The sequence below is a fragment of the Winogradskyella forsetii genome (assembly GCF_013394595.1).
GTDB classification, from domain to species: domain Bacteria; phylum Bacteroidota; class Bacteroidia; order Flavobacteriales; family Flavobacteriaceae; genus Winogradskyella; species Winogradskyella forsetii.
Genome location: NZ_CP053348.1, coordinates 3072274 through 3091559 on the forward strand (window position 1 = coordinate 3072274; position 19286 = coordinate 3091559).

21 protein-coding genes are annotated in these 19286 nt (G+C 35.0%); 9 read left to right on the forward strand and 12 right to left on the reverse strand.

The genetic code is table 11. The annotated features are described in order from the left end of the window. Positions 1-3: 3 nt before the first annotated feature. Positions 4-1311, forward strand: coding sequence for an exo-beta-N-acetylmuramidase NamZ family protein (locus HM987_RS13365; protein WP_179008555.1), 1308 nt, complete (start codon positions 4-6; stop codon positions 1309-1311). Here HM987_RS13365 and HM987_RS13370 read toward each other — a convergent pair. From HM987_RS13370 to HM987_RS13390, 5 genes are all read right to left on the reverse strand, one after another. Then, complete coding sequence (locus HM987_RS13370; protein ID WP_179008556.1) at positions 1308-1724, reverse strand: hypothetical protein; 417 nt, start codon at positions 1722-1724, stop codon at positions 1308-1310. The two genes, HM987_RS13365 and HM987_RS13370, sit on opposite strands and share 4 nt — an antisense overlap. Positions 1725-1887: 163 nt before the next feature. Further along, the gene (locus HM987_RS13375; RefSeq protein WP_229724457.1) at positions 1888-2757 is read right to left on the reverse strand and encodes a glycerophosphodiester phosphodiesterase; all 870 of its coding nucleotides are present in this window, start codon (positions 2755-2757) and stop codon (positions 1888-1890) included. Next, on the reverse strand, positions 2747-3589 hold the full coding sequence (locus HM987_RS13380; protein ID WP_179008557.1) for a sterol desaturase family protein: 843 nt from the start codon (positions 3587-3589) through the stop codon (positions 2747-2749). Before HM987_RS13380 ends, HM987_RS13375 begins: the two co-directional genes overlap by 11 nt. A gap of 5 nt (positions 3590-3594) precedes the next feature. Continuing rightward, positions 3595-4494 (reverse strand): hypothetical protein, encoded by a 900-nt coding sequence (locus tag HM987_RS13385; protein WP_179008558.1) that lies wholly within the window; start codon positions 4492-4494, stop codon positions 3595-3597. A 53-nt stretch (positions 4495-4547) separates the two neighbouring features. Then, positions 4548-5042 carry a YkgJ family cysteine cluster protein gene (locus tag HM987_RS13390; RefSeq protein WP_178989365.1) on the reverse strand — a complete coding sequence of 165 codons (495 nt, stop codon included), beginning with the start codon at positions 5040-5042 and terminating at the stop codon, positions 4548-4550. Between the two features lie 289 nt (positions 5043-5331). Here HM987_RS13390 and HM987_RS13395 point away from each other — a divergent pair, with 289 nt between their 5' ends. Further along, positions 5332-6033 (forward strand): class I SAM-dependent methyltransferase, encoded by a 702-nt coding sequence (locus HM987_RS13395; RefSeq protein ID WP_179008559.1) that lies wholly within the window; start codon positions 5332-5334, stop codon positions 6031-6033. Here the strand turns inward: HM987_RS13395 and HM987_RS13400 are convergent. The 4 genes from HM987_RS13400 to HM987_RS13415 form a co-directional block, all read right to left on the reverse strand. After that, positions 6030-6638, reverse strand: coding sequence for a hypothetical protein (locus tag HM987_RS13400; RefSeq protein WP_179008560.1), 609 nt, complete (start codon positions 6636-6638; stop codon positions 6030-6032). The genes HM987_RS13395 and HM987_RS13400 overlap by 4 nt on opposite strands. 12 nt (positions 6639-6650) lie before the next feature. After that, on the reverse strand, positions 6651-8270 hold the full coding sequence (locus HM987_RS13405; protein WP_179008561.1) for an amidohydrolase: 1620 nt from the start codon (positions 8268-8270) through the stop codon (positions 6651-6653). Between the two features lie 237 nt (positions 8271-8507). Further along, positions 8508-10226 (reverse strand): porin family protein, encoded by a 1719-nt coding sequence (locus HM987_RS13410; RefSeq protein ID WP_179008562.1) that lies wholly within the window; start codon positions 10224-10226, stop codon positions 8508-8510. Positions 10227-10303: 77 nt separating this feature from the next. After that, positions 10304-13324 (reverse strand): tetratricopeptide repeat protein, encoded by a 3021-nt coding sequence (locus HM987_RS13415; protein ID WP_179008563.1) that lies wholly within the window; start codon positions 13322-13324, stop codon positions 10304-10306. A 370-nt stretch (positions 13325-13694) separates the two neighbouring features. Between HM987_RS13415 and trpA the strand changes: the two genes are divergently transcribed. The 7 genes from trpA (at position 13695) to HM987_RS13450 (ending at position 17333) form a co-directional block, all read left to right on the forward strand. Further along, the gene (gene trpA / locus HM987_RS13420; protein WP_179008564.1) at positions 13695-14465 is read left to right on the forward strand and encodes a tryptophan synthase subunit alpha; all 771 of its coding nucleotides are present in this window, start codon (positions 13695-13697) and stop codon (positions 14463-14465) included. Between the two features lie 96 nt (positions 14466-14561). Beyond that, positions 14562-14708: a hypothetical protein gene (locus tag HM987_RS13425; RefSeq protein ID WP_179008565.1), complete on the forward strand. Its 147-nt coding sequence runs from the start codon at positions 14562-14564 to the stop codon at positions 14706-14708. Positions 14709-14767: 59 nt separating this feature from the next. Then, positions 14768-15004 (forward strand): hypothetical protein, encoded by a 237-nt coding sequence (locus HM987_RS13430; RefSeq protein ID WP_179008566.1) that lies wholly within the window; start codon positions 14768-14770, stop codon positions 15002-15004. Positions 15005-15013: 9 nt separating this feature from the next. Continuing rightward, complete coding sequence (locus HM987_RS13435) at positions 15014-15466, forward strand: tRNA (cytidine(34)-2'-O)-methyltransferase (RefSeq protein ID WP_179008567.1); 453 nt, start codon at positions 15014-15016, stop codon at positions 15464-15466. A 77-nt stretch (positions 15467-15543) separates the two neighbouring features. Next, positions 15544-15930: an EF-hand domain-containing protein gene (locus tag HM987_RS13440; protein WP_179008568.1), complete on the forward strand. Its 387-nt coding sequence runs from the start codon at positions 15544-15546 to the stop codon at positions 15928-15930. 306 nt (positions 15931-16236) lie between these two features. After that, a complete protein-coding gene (locus HM987_RS13445; RefSeq protein WP_179008569.1) occupies positions 16237-16896 on the forward strand; it encodes a hypothetical protein in 660 nt (219 codons plus the stop codon). Positions 16897-16913: 17 nt separating this feature from the next. Beyond that, a complete protein-coding gene (locus HM987_RS13450; protein WP_179008570.1) occupies positions 16914-17333 on the forward strand; it encodes a hypothetical protein in 420 nt (139 codons plus the stop codon). A gap of 31 nt (positions 17334-17364) precedes the next feature. Here the strand turns inward: HM987_RS13450 and HM987_RS13455 are convergent, their stop codons facing one another. Genes HM987_RS13455 through HM987_RS13465 form a run of 3 tightly spaced genes read right to left on the reverse strand, consistent with a single transcriptional unit; the run spans position 17365 to position 19095 of the window. Next, positions 17365-17589 carry a VF530 family protein gene (locus HM987_RS13455; RefSeq protein ID WP_179008571.1) on the reverse strand — a complete coding sequence of 75 codons (225 nt, stop codon included), beginning with the start codon at positions 17587-17589 and terminating at the stop codon, positions 17365-17367. A 1-nt stretch (position 17590) separates the two neighbouring features. Continuing rightward, positions 17591-17806: a DUF6500 family protein gene (locus HM987_RS13460; RefSeq protein WP_179008572.1), complete on the reverse strand. Its 216-nt coding sequence runs from the start codon at positions 17804-17806 to the stop codon at positions 17591-17593. Between the two features lie 2 nt (positions 17807-17808). Continuing rightward, positions 17809-19095 carry a DEAD/DEAH box helicase gene (locus HM987_RS13465; RefSeq protein ID WP_179008573.1) on the reverse strand — a complete coding sequence of 429 codons (1287 nt, stop codon included), beginning with the start codon at positions 19093-19095 and terminating at the stop codon, positions 17809-17811. Positions 19096-19286 lie beyond the last annotated feature (191 nt).

Here is a 19286-nt window from a genome sequence, read left to right on the forward strand (position 1 = left end):
TCTATGCTTTTAAAGGTTGTCAAAAATACAGTTTTATTCTCGATAATTCTTACCATATGCGCTCTTACATTTTCTTGTGGCCATCGAGTGAAGTCTGAAACTGAGAAGCTCGAAGCGCGAAGCTCGAAGCTGGAAGAGACCACTTCGAATCCGCTCAGTGACAATGTAACCCATGATAAATCCATAATTGTTGGTGCCAATAGAACGGCAGCATATCTTCCTTTATTACAAGGAAAGAATGTTGGCGTAGTGGCCAATCAGACTTCTGTAATATTTAGAAACAACACACGAAAAGCTAGTTTCCTGAACTACAGTCACCTCATTGATTCTTTACTTTCACTAAAAGTCAATGTCAAAAAAGTTTTCGCGCCAGAACACGGTTTTAGAGGCACGGCAGATGCTGGTGAATTGGTAAAAGATGGCAAAGACACCAAAACGGGTCTACATATTTACTCTCTCCATGGCAAGCATAAAAAACCAACAGCGTCGCAGCTTGAAAATATAGATATTATGCTTTTTGATATTCAAGATGTGGGTGTTCGGTTTTACACTTATATCTCAACATTGCACTACGTTATGGAAGCTTGCGCCGAGCAAAATATTCCACTCCTAATTTTAGACCGACCAAATCCCAATGGCAATTATGTTGATGGTCCTGTTTTAGAAACAAAACACAGTAGCTTTTTAGGCATGCACCCTATTCCTTTAGTTCACGGCATGACTTTAGGTGAATACGCAAAAATGATTAATGGTGAGGCTTGGCTGAATAAGGGCTTAACTTGTGATATTACAATTGTAGAGATGGCGAATTATAATCACGAGTCTTTTTATAGCTTACCCATTAGACCTTCTCCAAACCTTCCGAATGACCAATCGATAATACTTTATCCAAGTTTAGGCTTATTTGAAGGCACCAACATCAATGCTGGTAGAGGTACTGAATTTCAGTTTCAGCGTTATGGTGCTCCGTTTTTAGATAAGAATTATTATGCGTTTAGTTATACGCCTGTTGCCAATTTCGGGTCTAAATATCCCAAACATGAAAATGAACTTTGCTATGGCGCTGATTTATCTAATGTGAAGGCAGAAAGACATTTCACCTTGAAATATATTAGGGATGCTTACAACCACGCTACTGATAAAACTAAAGTATTCAACACGTCCAACTTCACAACCCATGCAGGAACGGCTGCTTTGCAGAAACAGATTGAAGCTGGATTATCCGAAACCGAAATTAAAGCGACTTGGCAAGCTGATTTAGAAGCTTATAAAAGCATGCGAAGTAAGTATTTGATATACCAAACTAATTAATTAGCAGTAAACACAACCTTGGTTGGTTCTACGGCACTAATAGCTTCCGGCTCTTTTTTAGGAATGTCCCTTAAAATTTTTATCACAAATACAATTTTCATTGGCGATTGTCTCGCCACAATTACATGTTTTCCTTTAGATAATTTATTCAACGGCAACTTATATGCGGTTGAATCAATTTCAAAATCAAGCTCTCGTGTGTAGTTTTTGTTTATGGTGTATAGTGAATTAATGATATTATCACTTTTAAGAATCAGTGTGTCTTTTGAGGGATTTAATAGATGAATCAATTCTTTGGCTTGAACGTTTCTGTTTTTCTCGAGTTTAGCGAAAGGTAGTTCTTGCGCTTGAAGCGTAAAACCTAATAAAAAAAGCAGAATTATGACGAGACAGATACGGATTAAATTTTTCAAAATAGTAAACACTTTAAGTTACACAAGGCGTGATTTAAAGCAACAAAATTTAATTAATCCCAAATAAACATAAGTGGTTTGAACGAAATAATTGACAAATCATCCACAAACTACATAAATATTAGAACAAACGCTTGTTTTGTTAATAAGTCTGTTAAAAACTTTATTGTTTTAGAATTTCAACGAGCTTATCCGGATAATCCGTAATAATACCATCAACATTCCATGCTATCATTTGCTTCATGTCCTTTTCATCGTTAATGGTCCAAGGAATAATCTGATAACCTTTTGACTGATAGTCCTTAACCGATTCTGACGTTAACAATTTAAAATAAGGACTTATAATCTCTGGCTGATAGGACAGTTCATCAAGTTTTTGTTCAATCGTTTCATTGTCTTCCACTAGCAAAGCCACTTTCATCTTTGGCGATTGCTTATTAATTTCTTCAAGAATGGCCAAATCAAAAGATTGAAGATTTACACGATTAAGCATACCATTCTTTTTAATTTCATCCAATACCAAGGCTACATAAGCTTTGGGTTCTGGCGTAAAAATGCGATAATAGTTAGGTTCAGATTTAATTTCAATATTAAATTTAACATCTGAATGCTTCACTTTTACCAAATCAAAAACTTCAGATAATAACGGTTTATAAGTTTTTAATTTTTCCTGATTAGGATAGGTTGGATAAAATTTTGAACCACAGTCAAACTGCTTAATTTCATCATAATCCATTTGGTACAAATTGTAATGTGCTTCTAATGAATCTGGAATACTTTCGCCTTTTAAATCATAGCAAATTAAAGGGTTCATAAAGGGTTCATGAGAAATCACCACCTTTTTATCTTTTGAAATCACGATATCCAACTCGAGTGTGTTCACCCCTAAATCGATGGCTTTTTCAAAAGCTGGCAAAGAATTTTCTGGAAACAAACCTCTGCATCCTCTATGACCTTGAATATCGATGCGTTCTTGCTCTGGATTGCAGCTCATACCTAAAAGAATTAAAAATGCAGCTGTACTAATTGTCAAGATCTGCCGAAAGCGTTGATTTTTCATACTTCTGAAACGGTTGTTTTAGCAAATCCTTGATATTGCTGTTTTTTATTTCATCAGGAAATACATCGACGCCATATTTTAATTTTTCACGATCCAGATACCTATAGGTCCCAAACATACGATCCCAAATGCTAAAGATATTTCCATAATTGGAATCGGTATAAGGCAATCTAAAATGATGATGGGTTTTGTGCATATCTGGCGACACAATGACGTAACTCAATGCTTTGTCCAAACCTTTTGGCATTTTAATATTCGCATGCGTAAACTGGGTAAATATGAGTGACATGGCCTGATAAATCATAATCAAAGCAATTGGAGTCCCAACCACAAAAACACCAAGTAGTGTAAACGAAAATCGAATTAAACTTTCTATGGGATGATGCCTGTTGGCCGTGGTCGTATCAACGTTATGATCAGTATGGTGAACCAAATGCACCATCCATAACGGTTTTACTTTGTGTTCTACATAATGCGCTAAGTAAGCACCAAAAAAATCGAGCAATACTACACCTAACAAAGCGTAAAGCCAAAGTGGCATTTGAGGCAACCAATTGATAATTCCGAAATCATTAGCTTTTACCCAATCTGCAGCGCCTAAAAGTAAAAACGCCAAAGCGAAATTGATAACAACAGTAGTTAACGTAAAAAAGAGATTTGGGATGGCATGTTGCCATTTTTTGTATGTAAACTTAAATAACGGTAAACCACCTTCCAACACCCAAAAAAACGTGAGTCCACCAACCAAAATAAGACTTCGGTGCGACGACGGAATGGTTTCAAAATAGGTAATGATGGTTTCCAATGCGTTTAAGAGTTGAGATTTATAAGCATTTGCGCTTTCTTCAAATTTACTGAAGAAAGTTTAGATTTCCATGGAGCAGCATCGTTTTCATCATTTAAAATCTGATAAGCCGTATAATATAGAAATGCCGCAAAAGTCTGATTATTGGGTTCAACATTTTTGGCGTCCATTCGTCTGAGTTGCCGTAGTACTTTTTTGGGACGCTGTGTAATTAAGTTTTCTTGAATTTTTAAAAGCTCTACGCGTTGGGTTAATGTAAGCTGATCTTCTTCTGGGTTTGCTTCTATGAATCTGGTAGCTTCATCTAAATAGATATTTGATAAGTCAATGATTTTTTTTCTGATGTCTTCTTTTAAATACATTGAAAAATCGAGATATTTTGAAGCTAAATAGTAGGCGGAATAAAAATCTTTCTTTATTTGGTAGCCCTTTAATTCATGTTCTATAAACTCTGTATTTAAGGCATAATCGCGAATTAAAGTACTAATATTTTGGTAACTATTAAGATCACTGGAAACATTTAAAATATTACCATGAATATCCATTATTTTTATGGAATCGTCATTAAATTTATCGATATATTTTTGGGATCTTCTGCCCTTGATTTCGGGATACCAATCGGCATAACGATTCTCATTTACTATGACAGGCACAAAATGCTTCCAAATTAATGGGCTGACGGTTTCATCTTCAAACATATTTTGAATAAACGCTGTTCTCCCATCATCCAATTCTACCAAAACCGGATATGGATAGGTGGTCGCTTCCTCCCACACCATCAAAACCATTTTATTCTGCACCTTGGCTAAGCTTTGGGCAATCTCCAAATTGGTCATCCATGGTTGTGCATGGGACATATTAATGGTAAAAAGAATAAAAAAGGCTTTTATTAAATAGTTTTTCATACTCATTTTTTTTAATCATTTTAATATCAAAAATTATTCCGAAAAGACAATCCTTACAATTCTATTCTCTTTTTCATTTCTTCAACAATATTATATGCTGCTGGACAAATAGCAACATTCTTCATTGTTAAACTGGCTATCTGCTGAAATTTTTTTCGATCCGTATGCGGAAATTCCCGACAGGCCTTTGGTCTTACCTCATAAATAGAACAATAATTATCAGCGCCTAAGAACGTACAAGGAACAGATTGCAATACATAATCGTTTTCTTCATCTAAACGCAAATAGGTTTCAATGAATTGCTGTGCTTTCATTTTAAACGCTTTAGCAATACGCTGAATATCCTTATCTGTAAATAATGGCCCTGTGGTTTTGCAACAATTGGCACACTCTAAACAATCGGTACGTTCAAATTCTTCCTCGTGCAATTCCTGCATCAGATAATCCAATTGCTTTGGCGGTTTCTTTTTTAGCTTCGTAAAAAAAGTTTTATTCTCCTTATGCTTATCTTTGGCAAGCTTTGGAAGGTTATTGATTTGGTCTTGCATATCGCAAATTTAAGTAAAGTTCTCGATACAATTTTGAGAAAATTAGAAATCAACAGATTGAACGGATTAAAACCAAATACGTTATTTTTTGCCACCAATTCACTAATAAATGAACTATACTCATTAAAAATTTGTGACGAAGTATCTTATAGCAATTACAAGAATAAAAATCTAAAGATTTTTTTAGCCATATAATACAAGAAGATAAAATACGTGTATTTATGGCTTCATATTTTTAACCCCTTTGACTATCAAAATCACTCTAACTGAATTTCAATACTAATTACATATGAAAGACCTCTTCGGAAAAGCATTATTAGATTACCACAACGGAAATTATACTGAAGACCTTATAACTTCTACCAATATTTCAGAAGAAGATATATTACCGCTTCCCTATTTATTTAGAACCTATTCTGAAATGCCAAAACTGGAACAGAAAGCACTGCAACTCTCCCAAGGAAACGTTTTAGATGTAGGTTGTGGCGGAGGAAGTCATTCGTTGTGGTTACAAGAAAAAGGTTTAACCGTAAAAGCCATTGATGTTTCTGAAGGCGCGATTGAAGTGGCAGAAAAGCGTGGTATTTTAAATGCTGAATTAAAACCACTTCTGGAGGAAACCGAAACTTTTGACACCATTTTATTGTTAATGAACGGTACGGGAATTTTTAAAGAATTATCCCAAGTTTCTAACTATTTGAAGCATTTAAAATCTTTATTGAATGCTGATGGTCAAATCTTAATTGACTCTTCTGATATTTCTTATATGTATGAAGATGAGGATGGCGGCATGTGGTTAGACCTCAACCAAGGTTATCCTGGCGAATTGGATTATTTTCTGTCTTACAGAGGCGAAAAAGAAGCGCCAATGAAATGGTTGTATCTCGATTTTGAAACGTTAAAAACAGCGTGTTTAACAGTTGGATTAAAATGTGAGAAGGTTATGGATGGTTTGCATTTTGACTATTTGGCGCAAATTAAATTAATTTAATTACAACTAGAATTATAAAATTCAGCGATTTTTTCTGCATCCTTTCGTCTAAAAACATTTTTTTCAATTTTTGCACATAACGCAGGACAATCACCAAAATATTCTTGAGCAGATTTTTTAAATGATTTGAGATTATCGAATGTATTTACCATACCTCCTTCTTTTAGGAATAATGTTTGCCGTTTGGCCATAGTTGTGCGTCCGTCTACATAGGATCGTTTTAGAAGCTTCACTTTACCGTCAATCACCAATTCTGCATAACCAAACTTAGTTTTCTTTTTATTTTTTGCAATAGACAAAAACGTAACCTTACGCGTTCTTTTTACATTCTTTCCTTTTATCCTCCCAGTGTATGGAAGATCAAAATTGATACTATCTACATTCTTGGCAGCAATCTTTTTACTCGGTTTGTTGCGTTCCGTCTTATATCTCATTTTTTCGTTAGAGAACAAAGGTCCATCAACAAAATAATAAAAACGGACTAGTCCTTCTAAGGTTGTACCATCCTTTAAATATATTTTTCCTGTTCCCCATTCTTCATATTGCGCATTTCCAACAAATGAAAGCATCAATAATAGTATGAGTATAATTGACTTATTTTTCATGTTTAATTAAAATTAATTCACTTTTTCCCCTCCAACAACAGTTCTCAAAACCTTAATCTTAGGAATCTCGTTTGCCTCAACCGTCATAATATCTTTATCCAAAATGATAAAATCAGCAAATTTTCCAACTTCAATGCTTCCTTTTTCATCTTCTTCAAAATTTGAATAGGCTGCCCAAATGGTCATACCTTTTAAAGCTTCTTCCCTAGATAATGCATTTTCCATCAGAAAACCACCTTCAGGATATTGCTCTAAATCTTGCCTTGCCACAGCAGCATAAAATGTTAAAAATGGACTCACGCGCTCCACAGGAAAATCGGTTCCCAATGCTATTTTTCCGTAGGCTTCCAATAATTGCTTAAAGGCATAGGCGCCTTTTATACGTTCTGCTCCCACGCGGTCTTCGGCCCAATACATATCGCTTGTGGCATGTGTTGGTTGAATGGAGGGCATTACATTTTTATACAACTCAAAATCCTCTGGCGATACAATCTGTGCATGTTCTACACGCCAGCGTCTATCATTTTTTCCTTTAAGGACTTTGTTGTAGATATCCAATACGACGTGATTAGCAGAATCTCCAATGGCATGTGTATTCATTTGAAATTCTGAATCGGCAATGCGCTCTGCTGATTTTTTAAGGGTTTCCAAATCGGTAACCAGTAATCCTAAATGACCCGGTTTATCAGAATAAGGTTCTCTAAGCATGGCGCCTCTTGAGCCTAAAGCTCCATCTGCATAAAATTTAAACGAACGCACATTGAGTCGGTCAGTTTTAGTAATGCCTTTTTCTAAAAAAAAATCCAGATTGTCTTTAGTATGCGAAACCATCGCATAGATACGCATTTTTAATTTGCCTGATTCTTGAAGGTTTTCTATAGTTTCGATGGCTTCTCTGCTCAATCCTGCATCATCGACCGTTGTTAACCCTAAATCGAAGCAAATTTTCTGGGCCTCAAGCAATGCTTCCGCTTGGTCAATTTTTGTTGGTTTTGGCCAATGTTTCATAACTAGACTTTTGGCATTATCGATTAGAATTCCTGTCAGCTTTCCGTTTTCAACAACAACTTCTCCGCCTTCAATTTTACTATTCTTAGTTACTTTACCTAAATCCAAGGCGGCTTGATTGGCTAGTAAAGCATGCCCATCGATGCGTATTAAAGCAATGGGTGTTTTAGGATATAATTTATCTAATAATGCTTTGTTCGGAAATTGTTTGTCTTCCCAGTCATTTTGGTCCCAACCTCTACCTAAAATATATTGGTTGTTATTTTCATTTTGAAAATCCAGCACACGTTTCATTAGCTCTTCAAAACTTTTTGTTCCAACTAAATCGACAGCTTGCTGATTAAAACCTAAACCTAAAAAGTGGCAATGGGCATCAATAAAACCTGGTAAAAGTGTTTTTCCGTTGGCGTTGATGGTATCAATAGCTTTATAATTGTCATCGATTTCAGACGTTGTACCTACAGCAATTATTTTTCCGTCTTTTACTGCGAATGCTTCTGCTTTATTGAAATTATTATCTACGGTGTATATGTTGGCATTTGTGACAATTAAATCTGCTTCTTGCTTATCTTTCTGACAAGCAAAAATTGTCAGTAACAATAGGATTGAGAGTAGTTTTTTCATTTTGGTTGGTGGTTTAGTGGACATTCAAATTTTTGATAGGACTTCGATGCTTCGACTGCGCTCGGCAAAGGCAAGCTCAACCTGACAGCAAGTTGTAAAAATAAGAAAAGCGTTCGGAATCGGAACGCTTAATTATATTATGTCATTAGGAGAAACGAAATCATCTGTTTAATTGAAGAGATTGCTTCGTTTCTCGCAATGACAGATGGCCCATTAGATTGCCACTTTCGTGGGAATTTAGAAATCGAACTGATATGTTGCGCCAGCCAAAAACTGAATGCCTTGAACCGGGAAATTTAACCAACGCTGATAATCTTGATTAAAAATATTATTTGCCTTGGCAAATACAGACAATTGATCGTTTATTTTGTAGCCAACATGTGCATTTAAATCGAAATAACTTTCTAAACTTACTCGGTTTACCTCTGGTTGTGCAAAAAGCGAATTCACAATTCTTTCATCTTCTCGCTCGCCAACAAAATAAGCACTTGCGCCTGCAAACCATTGTTCTGAAATTTGATAATCCAAAAATAATGAGGCTTCCAAATCTGGTAAATTCCATGCTTGTGCTTCGTTTTTCATGTCGTAAGCAAAATATTCGCCCTTAATTCCTAAAGTGAAATTTCTGTTGAAATCCACATTCAATTCTCCAGCAATGGAAAACGTTGTTACATTATCGTAAATGACACCAAATGAATTTCCGTAGTGGTAATCTTCTGATGCTGTTGCCAATGCTTCGTTAGCCTTGAATAAGGCTTTCCCTTTTTCAGAAGCATAATTTCCTCTCACATTATAGCTGATATTATTGGATAGCTTTCCTTTGACGCCAACAAACGTTTTAAACTGCTGGTCTGTTGGGCTTACAAAAAGTGTTGGCGACACAAACGGATTATAGTTAGCAAAATCGTAATATGAATTTTGAATCAGCTTACCTGTTAAACCTCCATAAGCGATTAAAAGCTCATCAACTAAACGGTAGGATCCTTCAATATTTGGATGAACATAAAATTTACTTTTACTGAATTCCGTATCATTCAAATAGGTTAGTCTTATACCTAGATTAATGGTTAAATCATCTTGATTATACTGATATGAAGGTGCAATACCAATCATAAAATTGCCGTAATCTATGGACTGCGTGCCAATGAAATTAGAATCGAAACTTCCGCCTAAATAATCAATAAATAATTCGGCATCGATATCTGCATCTTGTATGGCGACTTCAAAATTAGAACTGGCCATAAAACGGTTTTCTCCAGAACTTCTATCGTCTCCAAAACGTCTAAAACGTAGGCTTGCATCTTTTACAATAGCATCTTCAAAATTAATTTTACCACCTAAATTAACACTTGTGTAATTATGTTTAGGATCAATAGCATCGGCTTCTGATTGTCCAAAATAGTCTTGTGGTAAACCATACCAATTATAAGATTGTAAATTGAATCCACCATCAACTTTCCAAGCAAAATCCCTTTGGCTTTTGGTATAATGCGCATTGAGCTTTGTTTTAGAAAAGGCATCATCCAACAACAAATTATCAATACCACCTTGTGAGGAATGATGACTAAAATAACCGCCTACATTTTCGTCCCTACTTAATTCGTGATTCAAATAAACTTCGCCTAAAAGAGTTGTATAATTACCCACGCCAAGTGAGGCATAATTATCGTATAACTTTACGGCTTTAGCCTTATCTACCGTAGCTGCTTTTCCTTTTGCCGGTGTAAATGTGGATGCCACAGGGATTGAGAAAATATTATATCTTATTTCCTTTTTCTTTACCGTAGTCGAGTCTGCCAAAGTTGGATTATCCTTAATTTTAAAGGCATCCGATATGGTTGGCGTATATGGTTTTATAACATTGACGGTTTGGTCCGCTATGGTGTCTTTTTCTTGGGCATAACTAAAAGCCAAACCCAAAGTGAAGATTGATAATAATATATATTTAATTTTCATGTGTAATAGTTTGATTGCACTTCGACTTAGAGATACCTGCTTTCACTTCGACTTCGCTCAGTGACCAGACAGGAATTCTAGTCCTCAGTTTCGATTGATGAATTTGTTTTAGCTTCTTCGGCTTTTATTTTATTTAGTTCTGTTTTGGCTTCTTGTACAACAGCGTCAAACTCTGGGAAATTGCTAATTACACTTTCTAAAATATAAGTGGCTTGAAACGCATCTCCCAAAGCATAAAAATTCTTTGCCATAACTACCAAACCTTTAGCGCTAAACAATTTATAACTACCGTAATCCTTGGCTAATTTTTGAATAGTTGTATTCGATGCTTCGTAGTCTCCTGCTTTATTTTTAAAATAGCCATTATAGTACAAGGCTTCCGCGGCAACGCTTCCTGTGGCTAGTTTTTCAACTTCGGCATAAGCGGTTTTCGCTTTGACTTCATTTCCTGTTTGTATGGCTGAACGTGCAATGATCAGTTTCGCATCACTCTTTACTTTGTTATCCAGTTTTGAATTGCCCAATACTTTTTCAGCATAACTTTCTGCTTTCGAATAATCTTCGGTTTGGTAATAGGCATTCATTAAATTGGATTGTGCGTAAATCACATTCTGAGGATAATCGGCCTCAAGCTCCAAGCGTTTTAACACAGGAATGGCTTTTTCCCAATCCGATTTTTTCAAATAAATTTCACAAAGCTTAACCGTTGCTTGCTCGGTATATTCAGATTTTGAGGCATCAACAACAGCTTTGTAATGTGGTTGCGCATTATCCAACAACCCTTTCTTATAATATAATTCCGCTAAATAAAAATGCGCTTTTTGATTGTGAAGTCCTTTTGGGAATTCATTCAAATACTTGTTAAACTGACGAATGGCCTTATCGGTTTCGTTATCTAAATATGGTTTTTCTGCAGCTAAATAAGTGGCATTATCTAAATCCACATCAGTAACCTCAACATAATCCAAAGTTCTTACCCAATTGGCGTATTCATCCACTCGACCTAAATCGATATAAATTAAACGAACCGTTGAAACCGCTTGAACCGCTTCGCCGGAACCTGGGAAATCGGTGGCTACTTTTTTGAACTTGCTCAAAGCACGCTCATTATCGTTTCCATTATAATACACCAACCCTTGTCTCAACAAAACTTTAGAGGTAAATGCACTTGTTTTGTATTCCGAATTTAAACGGTCATACATTTGCATGGCTTTGTCTGAGTCGCCCGATTTTACGTAAGAATTTGCCAATTCGTACATGGCATCGTCTCGTAAAGCTGACTTTGGATACGCATTGATAAAGGATTTCAATTCTGAAATTTTATTAGACCCTTTTCCTAAATAGCCTTGACTCATTGCTTTTTGAAAGGCTGCATAGTCGGTTTCAATCTCGTTGATTTGAATGGCTTTGTTATAAGCGTCTATAGCATCATTATAGTTACTGGATACGAAATAACCATCTGCCAATCTTAAATAAGCATCGTTTTGACGCAATTTATCATTCGATTTATTTTGAATGAACTTTTCAAAATAGTTGGAGGCATTGTTATAATCCTTCAACTTAAAATACGTATATGCCAAATTGTAATTCAGGTTTTCATTTTCTGGTAAGCTTGAGGCTTCGTCCATTCCTGAAAATTGTTTGAACCCAATCAGCGCCTCGTTATAATTGGTTAAATTATAGTCCGTTTCCGCTTTCCAAAATGTGGCTTTCGCTACAAATTTTGGGTCTCTTGGTTCTTTCAATGAGCCGTTAAATAAATCCAAGGCTTCGTTGTACTTGTTTTCGTTATACAATTCAACAGCCCTAAAAAAGGCTACTTTTTGGTAAGCCGCTTTATGCTCAAAACTATTTTTGCCTTTCAACAATTCTAAGGCTTCCTTATAGTTTTTAGAAGTGATGTACGAATCTATTAATAAGGCTTCCACTTCATCCTTAAAACCAGAATCCGGATATTGGTTTAAATAACTCGTTAAAACTTGCGGAACAGATTGGTATGGATTCCCGATTTCGTAACTGATTTTTGCATAATTTAACCAAGCATCTTCCTGGATTTTTAAATCGAAATCCATTTGTGATGCATTTCTAAAGGCATTTAAAGCTTCCTGTTTTTTATCTAAATTGATATAGCTTTCCCCTAAATGGTAATAGGCATTCTGAGCCACCGAATTATTGCCATCAATAATTTTATTGAATTCGGAAATGGCACTTTCAAAATCATTTTGTTTGTAATAGGCATAACCCAATTGATAATAATCGGTATTGTTCCATTTTCGATTTTTACCTTGGTAGGCTTTTAAATAAGGAATGGCCTCAGCATATTTTTCAAGATTGAAATAACTTTCGCCTATAATCTTTGACAATTCAGATTCTTCAATGCCTCTAACATTTGGTAATTGTTCTTCTGCCAGTTCAATGGCTTTTTCAAACTTTCCTAATTTAAAATTTAGGTCGGCTTGGTAATATGATAATTTCTCTTTGTACTTTTCATTATCGCTAACTTGATCAAAATACTCATTCGCCTTATCATAATCATCGCCCTGATAAGCTAAAAAACCGATGTAATATTTGGCCTGGGAACCGTATTCTTTAGAATTTACGACACGGTTTAAATATTTTGTCGCTTTCTTTTCGTCATTAGTAGAATACAAAGCATAGCCATAATTAAAGTTGAAACGCTCTTTTTCGGAACGCGCTATGCTTCTTTCATCTACTCTTTCGTACCATTTGCGTGCATAGGCATATTTTCCATTTTCGAAATAGTAATTGGCAACATCTAAAAAAGCTGTATTTCTTTTAGTGCTTGTTGGGTAGTCTTCAACAAATTCCGTCACTAAATCATCTGCGTTATTTTGATTTAACCGTACCGCACAATTGGCAATATAGTAGGCGCAATCGGATTTAATGGTAACGTCATTGGTCTCTTCTTTGATATCGTCGAACAAAGACTGAGCTGCTTTATACTGTTTATTATTATATAAAGTTAATGCCTTTTGGTAGTCTTGTAAATCGCTAGTGTAGACGGCAGATTTTTGTGCCATTCCTAGCGAAGAAACGACTAGAAAAACGATGATTAACTGTTTTTTGAGTAACATCATTGTTATAAATTTAATTGATGAAATTATTTCGGTGCAAATATAATTATATCCAAAATCTATAACGTTAGAAATTGGTTATAATTATACACGAAGTTATTAAAAGGAGTTGGCAGTGTTCAGTCCTCAGTCTTCAGTAAAAAGTATAAAATGGAAAGTTTCATTTATCTTATTTGCATTTATCCGTTGTGCACCTTTGTGACTTCTTTGTGTGGCTTTGTGTTATAGTATTTAGATAGCCTAGATATTTTAGTATTTGGTATTCAGCGCTCAGTAGTTTTTGTCTTAACGGAAAACATTATTAATTTTTCACTTTTAATTCTTAATTTTTCATTTAAGTCCTATTTTTACATTGAATAACAAAACCTAGATTTTGAACAGAATAAATCAAAAATTACAAGAGGATAAAAAATTGTTGTCTATTTATTTTACGGCAGGTTATCCCAATATCAATGACACCACGACCATAATTAAAAGTCTTGAAAAAAATGGTGTGGACATGATTGAAATCGGGTTGCCTTTTAGCGATCCTCTGGCAGATGGACCAACCATACAAGCTAGTTCTACACAAGCATTAAAAAACGGCATGACGAGTGACTTGTTGTTTGAACAACTCAAAGCTATTCGGGAATCGGTTTCTATTCCATTAATTATTATGGGTTATTTTAATCCGATGTTACAATATGGTGTTGAAGCCTTTTGTAAAAAATGTGAAGAGGTAGGTATTGATGGATTGATCATTCCAGATTTGCCAGTAGATGTTTATAATGATGACTATAAGGCAATTTTTGAAAAACACGGCTTAATCAATGTGTTTTTAATAACGCCACAAACCTCAGATGAGCGTATTCAATACATCGATTCGGTCTCCAATGGGTTTATTTATATGGTCAGCTCGGCAAGCGTCACAGGAAGCAGTTCTGGTTTTGGTGACGAGCAGACCAATTATTTTAAACGTATTGCTGACATGAATTTAAAAAACCCCCAAATTGTAGGTTTTGGCATTTCAGATCATGAAACTTTTACGCAAGCCACACAATATGGAAAAGGCGCGATAATCGGAAGTGCTTTTATAAAGCATTTGACCGAAAACGGAATTGGTGATTTAAGTGGCTTTGTGTCTGCCATCCGGAATAATCCTTAAAACCTTTAACCTTTCGCCATCTAATTTTATGATAGTTTTAATACTGTTTTATAAGATTTTTCTTATATTAATGATGAACGCAAAAAATTAGAAATCATGGGAATAATAAAAGATAAGAAAAAATTTAAAACGAAAACGCAAAATCAAACCGACCTTACCAACCCAACTGGGAATGTCAATCAAAAGAACAATGAATTCGACATTGATAAGAAAACGATTAAAAAGCAGCAGGTAAAAAAATAAATGCTGAAAAATAAAAATTTATAAGTCTATTCATATATTTGGATAGACTTTTTTATGCCATGAAATTATTCAACGATTGGAAACTCATTACCCTACTTTGTCTTACCTTAGGCTTAGCACCATTTTTTCCTGAACCGCATATTGTAGGCAAAATAAGATGGATTGCCGGTGGCGCAAATGGTATGACAATTAAGGATTGGTTTGATATTTTATTTCACGGATTTCCATTTGCTCTATTAATTAGATTAGTGATTTTAACACTGAAAAAACAAGATTCTGAATCCATCCCAGAATAACTAAAACTTATGCCACTCAACATCGTACTTATAGAACCCGAAATTCCAAATAACACTGGCAACATTGGTCGTCTGGCATTAGCTACAGGTTCAAAATTACATTTAGTAAAACCTTTTGGTTTCGAAATTGATGATAAACGCCTTAAACGCGCCGGACTCGATTATTGGCAACATTTGGAGGTCATCTATTATGATTCTATTGATGATTTCTTCCTACAAAACAATGACGCACAAATGGTATTTTTATCTAGCCACGGCACCAAAAGTCATTGGGATATTGACTTTAAAAACGACATGTTCTTGGTTTTTGGCAAAGAATCTGTTGGGTTACCAAAACCGTTAATAGAGAAATATGAATCACAATTATTTAAAATTCCCCTTTATAGTAAGGAAATACGCAGTTTAAATTTAGCCAATGCAGTAGGAATAATTGTTTATGAAGGTCTGCGACAAATTAAATAATTTCGGTAGGTTTCCGCAACTTAAACCATTTTCGCTTATATTGGTCTAAAATTTTATAACACCAAAATCACAATACAATGATTACTAAAACATTAAAAACTGGAATTGCATTAATTGCAGTAGCTTCATTTTCATTTGTAGGAGCTCAAGAAAAGCAAGACATAAAGCCCCAATTAAAAAAGGATAAACTTGAAATAAAAAAGGATAGATCGGAGCGCATGTTCAAGCACCTCGACATCAATGCTGATAATAGTATCACCTTGGAGGAGTTTAAAGAAAAACGCGTGAAGGATCCTTCTAATGAGGAAAAAACTGAAAAACAATTTGCAGAAATTGATACGGATAAAAATGAATCCATAGACAGAAAAGAGTTTAAAATCTATTTTGAATCTAACCTTAAACCAACTAGGATCGAAAACAAAATAAATACAAAAAACAATAAGAATACTGTAGAGAAAGGATAGTTTTCCTTTTTTCTAAAATATCGTAAAAAATCCTCTAAATGTTTAGGGGATTTTTTTTATTCAAAAACTTTCTCAATACGTCTAAAATATTGGCAAAATAGCATTTTATTCATCAATAGATTTTGTATATTTTAATCCAGAAATTCATCTAAGGAAACAGATGTAACCATTGTTGGTTTTGAGGATTTCATTGGTGTGACTGTAGTTTCCAATAGTTATAACGAAATATACATGCCATCTTGATGGAATTCTGCGTTGGTTTAACTACCTATAAAAGCTGGATGACCAGGATAAATAATTACTGTTATGAAATATCACATTATTATTACAAAAGTAAAAACTGTTGACGAGCTAAAAAATGCTTGGACCGACGATGATTATGTCGCATTATTAAATCAATTTGGACTTGAAGATGCAGGAAACGCTACAACTCCTGAATTGTTGGAATTATTGGCTATGGCTATTTCCGATTTTGAACCTGAAGAAGCCGCGGCTATTGTTTTAAATTACAAATTGTCTGATCATCTTAATGAGAATCAGATAGCGCAAATTTCGCACGAAATGTTATTGGACAAAATTTCAGAAGAATATGCTGATATCAGTTTACATCATCAATTATTTAATATCAACCAGTTATTATATAAAGCCTACAATGGTAGTTTTCCAAGTGCCAAAGCCACTATAGTTGAATTTGAAATCACACCCAATAAAGACATTACTAAAGAAGTGGTTTTAAAAGCGTTCGATAAAACATTGGCAAATAACAACGTTATTAAACGTTTGTTCTCAAAACAACTCGCAGGAAAAGAAGAATTTGATGAAGCTGAATCCATTGTTTGGGATTTAACTGCGGACGAAAACAATAGTTACATATTAACCACATCTGAATATTGGATAAGCAAAGATGAATTTAAGGATGCCGAATTTGACGCTAATGTCATCGAATTTGAACCCGAAGACGATTAACAAAAAATTTTTGAATTATGACTATCAACAAGAAAACAATTAGCAAAGGATTTATTATTGCAGGTATAATGAATTTGTCAGTTTTGGTATTTTCAAAACTATTTACCAATCCTGTTATTCCAGAATTTGATCCAGATGTGATGTCCACATTCGGTTTGGTGATGATTGTACTTTGGGGATTGGCCTATGTAGCCGTTGCAAAAAGCTATTATAAAGTAAAGTGGTTGGTTAGGGTCTTCGCTATTGAAAAATTGGTTTATGTTGTGGTCTGGATTCAATGGCTTTTGAACAACAACCTTTCAGATGTTTTTGAGAAGGATATATTAGCAGGGCTTTTCTATTCCGTGTATGGCGTTAACGATTTACTTTTTTGTGTGTTTTTCACCTATGTATTTTTGACCCTTAAAAACTCAAATGAAGATGTAGTAAAAGTTTAGGTCAACTAAAAAACCATAAGAATTTAAACGTTTAGGATCGTTTTTTCAACATTTCCAAATACATCGCTTCCACCTTAGTTCTTGCCCATGGTGTACGTCGTAAAAATTTTAAACTCGATTTTACCGAAGGGTCGTGCGTAAAACAACGAATATTAATTTGATAACCCATATACTCCCAGCCGTAATGCGCTTGCAGTTCTGTTATAATCTGTTCAAGTTTTACACCGTGTAGTGGATTATTGGCTTGTGTTGACAATTTATAGACTTTTTACTAATTCCTTAATCTTTACCGCTTTTTCAAAATGATCTAACTCCTGTGTTTTTATCCACCAAGTTGCGGCTTCCATTAACAATTCAGGATTGTCATTCTTATTCTTGAAAAACGCATAAAAAGAGATCCCAACATTAGTTCCTTTTTGTTCAATTTTTTTATGGCAAACTTCCATAATTTTCGCTTTTAAAACTGGAGACATTTTTAACGGCTATTGGTATTTCGATTTCGACTTCTGCTTCGATTTGAATTTTTACTATTTCCAGAGGACTTCTTAGAACTGTTTCTAGAATTAGAATTCCGACCACGGCCTTGGCTTCTATTCTGACCTGGCTTAATTGGTTCCGTTGACGCATCAGGATCAGGTTCAAAACCTTCAACAATTTCTACTTCAATCGATTCCCCAATCAACTTTTCTATACCTTGTAAATACGTAGTTTCGTCTGCACTCACCAATGATAAGGCCTGGCCCTCAGCTCCTGCTCTACCGGTTCTACCAATTCTATGTACGTAATCCTCTGAGATGTTTGGCAATTCAAAATTAATAACATGAGGCAACAATGGAATATCCAAGCCTCTAGCTGCAATATCCGTAGCAACCAAAACTCTTACAGAACCATTTTTAAAGCCTGCTAAAGCTTTGGTACGCGCCCCTTGACTTTTATTTCCATGAATAGCGGCAGCTGTAATACCAGCACTAATCATCTTTTTACAGAGCTTGTTGGCGCCGTGTTTTGTTCTTGTAAAGACTAGAACTTGTTTCCAGTTTCCTTCAGAAATCAACTTTATGATTAAGCCTGTTTTTTTTCCTTTGGCAACCCTGTAAACCTTTTGTTCGATGACCTCAACCGCTGTATTTTCGGGCGTCGCTTCAACTTGTACAGGATGATTAAGAATAGAATAGGCCAGCTTCTTTATATCCTTAGAAAATGTAGCAGAGAACATTAAGTTTTGTCTCTTGTTCGGTATCAATTTCATGATGCGCTCAATATCACGCAAAAAGCCCATATCCAACATACGGTCGGCTTCGTCCAAAACAAATATTTCAACACGGTTTAATGACAATAGCCCTTGATTTTCCAAATCAATTAAACGTCCTGGCGTGGCTACCAGAACATCAATACCTTGACTTAATTTATTCACTTGCGGTTTCTGGTTGACGCCACCAAAGATTACGGCACTTCTAATGTTTAAAAACTCGCTGTATTCCTTGACATTGGCATGCACTTGTGCGGCCAACTCACGTGTTGGCGTTAAGATCAATGCTCTGATTGGTCGGTATCTTTGCTCTGGTCCTTTCGATAAAAGATGAAGCATTGGTAACGTAAAACCCGCTGTTTTTCCCGTTCCGGTTTGTGCGGAAGCTAACACATCTTTTCCTTCTAAAACAGGCGGAATAGCCTTGGCTTGTATAGGAGATGGTGTTTCATATCCTTTTTTACTGATTGCTTTAAGTAATGGCTCAGATAAGCCCAATGATTTAAATGACATATATAAAGTTTATGAAGCAAACTCTATGTGATACCATTTCTTGATTAAAATAACCGTAATAAAACGCCCTTTTTTCCTTTTTACTTCAATAGAAAAAGAAACCGTAACTGATGCTATGCTTTATTTTTATATTTCGAACAAAACAAAAAATCATCATTTTCTTTTACGATAATTTCAAACAAGAATGGTAT

What these genes read in the sequence shown, in the direction of transcription:
- HM987_RS13365 (WP_179008555.1), top strand. Translation starts at nt 4, where the DNA reads ATGCTTTTAAAGGTTGTCAAAAATACAGTTTTATTCTCGATAATTCTT.
- HM987_RS13385 (WP_179008558.1), bottom strand. Translation starts at nt 4,494, where the DNA reads ATGAAAAACTATTTAATAAAAGCCTTTTTTATTCTTTTTACCATTAAT.
- HM987_RS13390 (WP_178989365.1), bottom strand. Translation starts at nt 5,042, where the DNA reads ATGCAAGACCAAATCAATAACCTTCCAAAGCTTGCCAAAGATAAGCAT.
- HM987_RS13395 (WP_179008559.1), top strand. Translation starts at nt 5,332, where the DNA reads ATGAAAGACCTCTTCGGAAAAGCATTATTAGATTACCACAACGGAAAT.
- HM987_RS13400 (WP_179008560.1), bottom strand. Translation starts at nt 6,638, where the DNA reads ATGAAAAATAAGTCAATTATACTCATACTATTATTGATGCTTTCATTT.
- HM987_RS13405 (WP_179008561.1), bottom strand. Translation starts at nt 8,270, where the DNA reads ATGAAAAAACTACTCTCAATCCTATTGTTACTGACAATTTTTGCTTGT.
- HM987_RS13410 (WP_179008562.1), bottom strand. Translation starts at nt 10,226, where the DNA reads ATGAAAATTAAATATATATTATTATCAATCTTCACTTTGGGTTTGGCT.
- HM987_RS13415 (WP_179008563.1), bottom strand. Translation starts at nt 13,324, where the DNA reads ATGATGTTACTCAAAAAACAGTTAATCATCGTTTTTCTAGTCGTTTCT.
- HM987_RS13425 (WP_179008565.1), top strand. Translation starts at nt 14,562, where the DNA reads ATGGGAATAATAAAAGATAAGAAAAAATTTAAAACGAAAACGCAAAAT.
- HM987_RS13430 (WP_179008566.1), top strand. Translation starts at nt 14,768, where the DNA reads ATGAAATTATTCAACGATTGGAAACTCATTACCCTACTTTGTCTTACC.
- HM987_RS13435 (WP_179008567.1), top strand. Translation starts at nt 15,014, where the DNA reads ATGCCACTCAACATCGTACTTATAGAACCCGAAATTCCAAATAACACT.
- HM987_RS13440 (WP_179008568.1), top strand. Translation starts at nt 15,544, where the DNA reads ATGATTACTAAAACATTAAAAACTGGAATTGCATTAATTGCAGTAGCT.
- HM987_RS13445 (WP_179008569.1), top strand. Translation starts at nt 16,237, where the DNA reads ATGAAATATCACATTATTATTACAAAAGTAAAAACTGTTGACGAGCTA.
- HM987_RS13450 (WP_179008570.1), top strand. Translation starts at nt 16,914, where the DNA reads ATGACTATCAACAAGAAAACAATTAGCAAAGGATTTATTATTGCAGGT.
- HM987_RS13460 (WP_179008572.1), bottom strand. Translation starts at nt 17,806, where the DNA reads ATGTCTCCAGTTTTAAAAGCGAAAATTATGGAAGTTTGCCATAAAAAA.
- HM987_RS13465 (WP_179008573.1), bottom strand. Translation starts at nt 19,095, where the DNA reads ATGTCATTTAAATCATTGGGCTTATCTGAGCCATTACTTAAAGCAATC.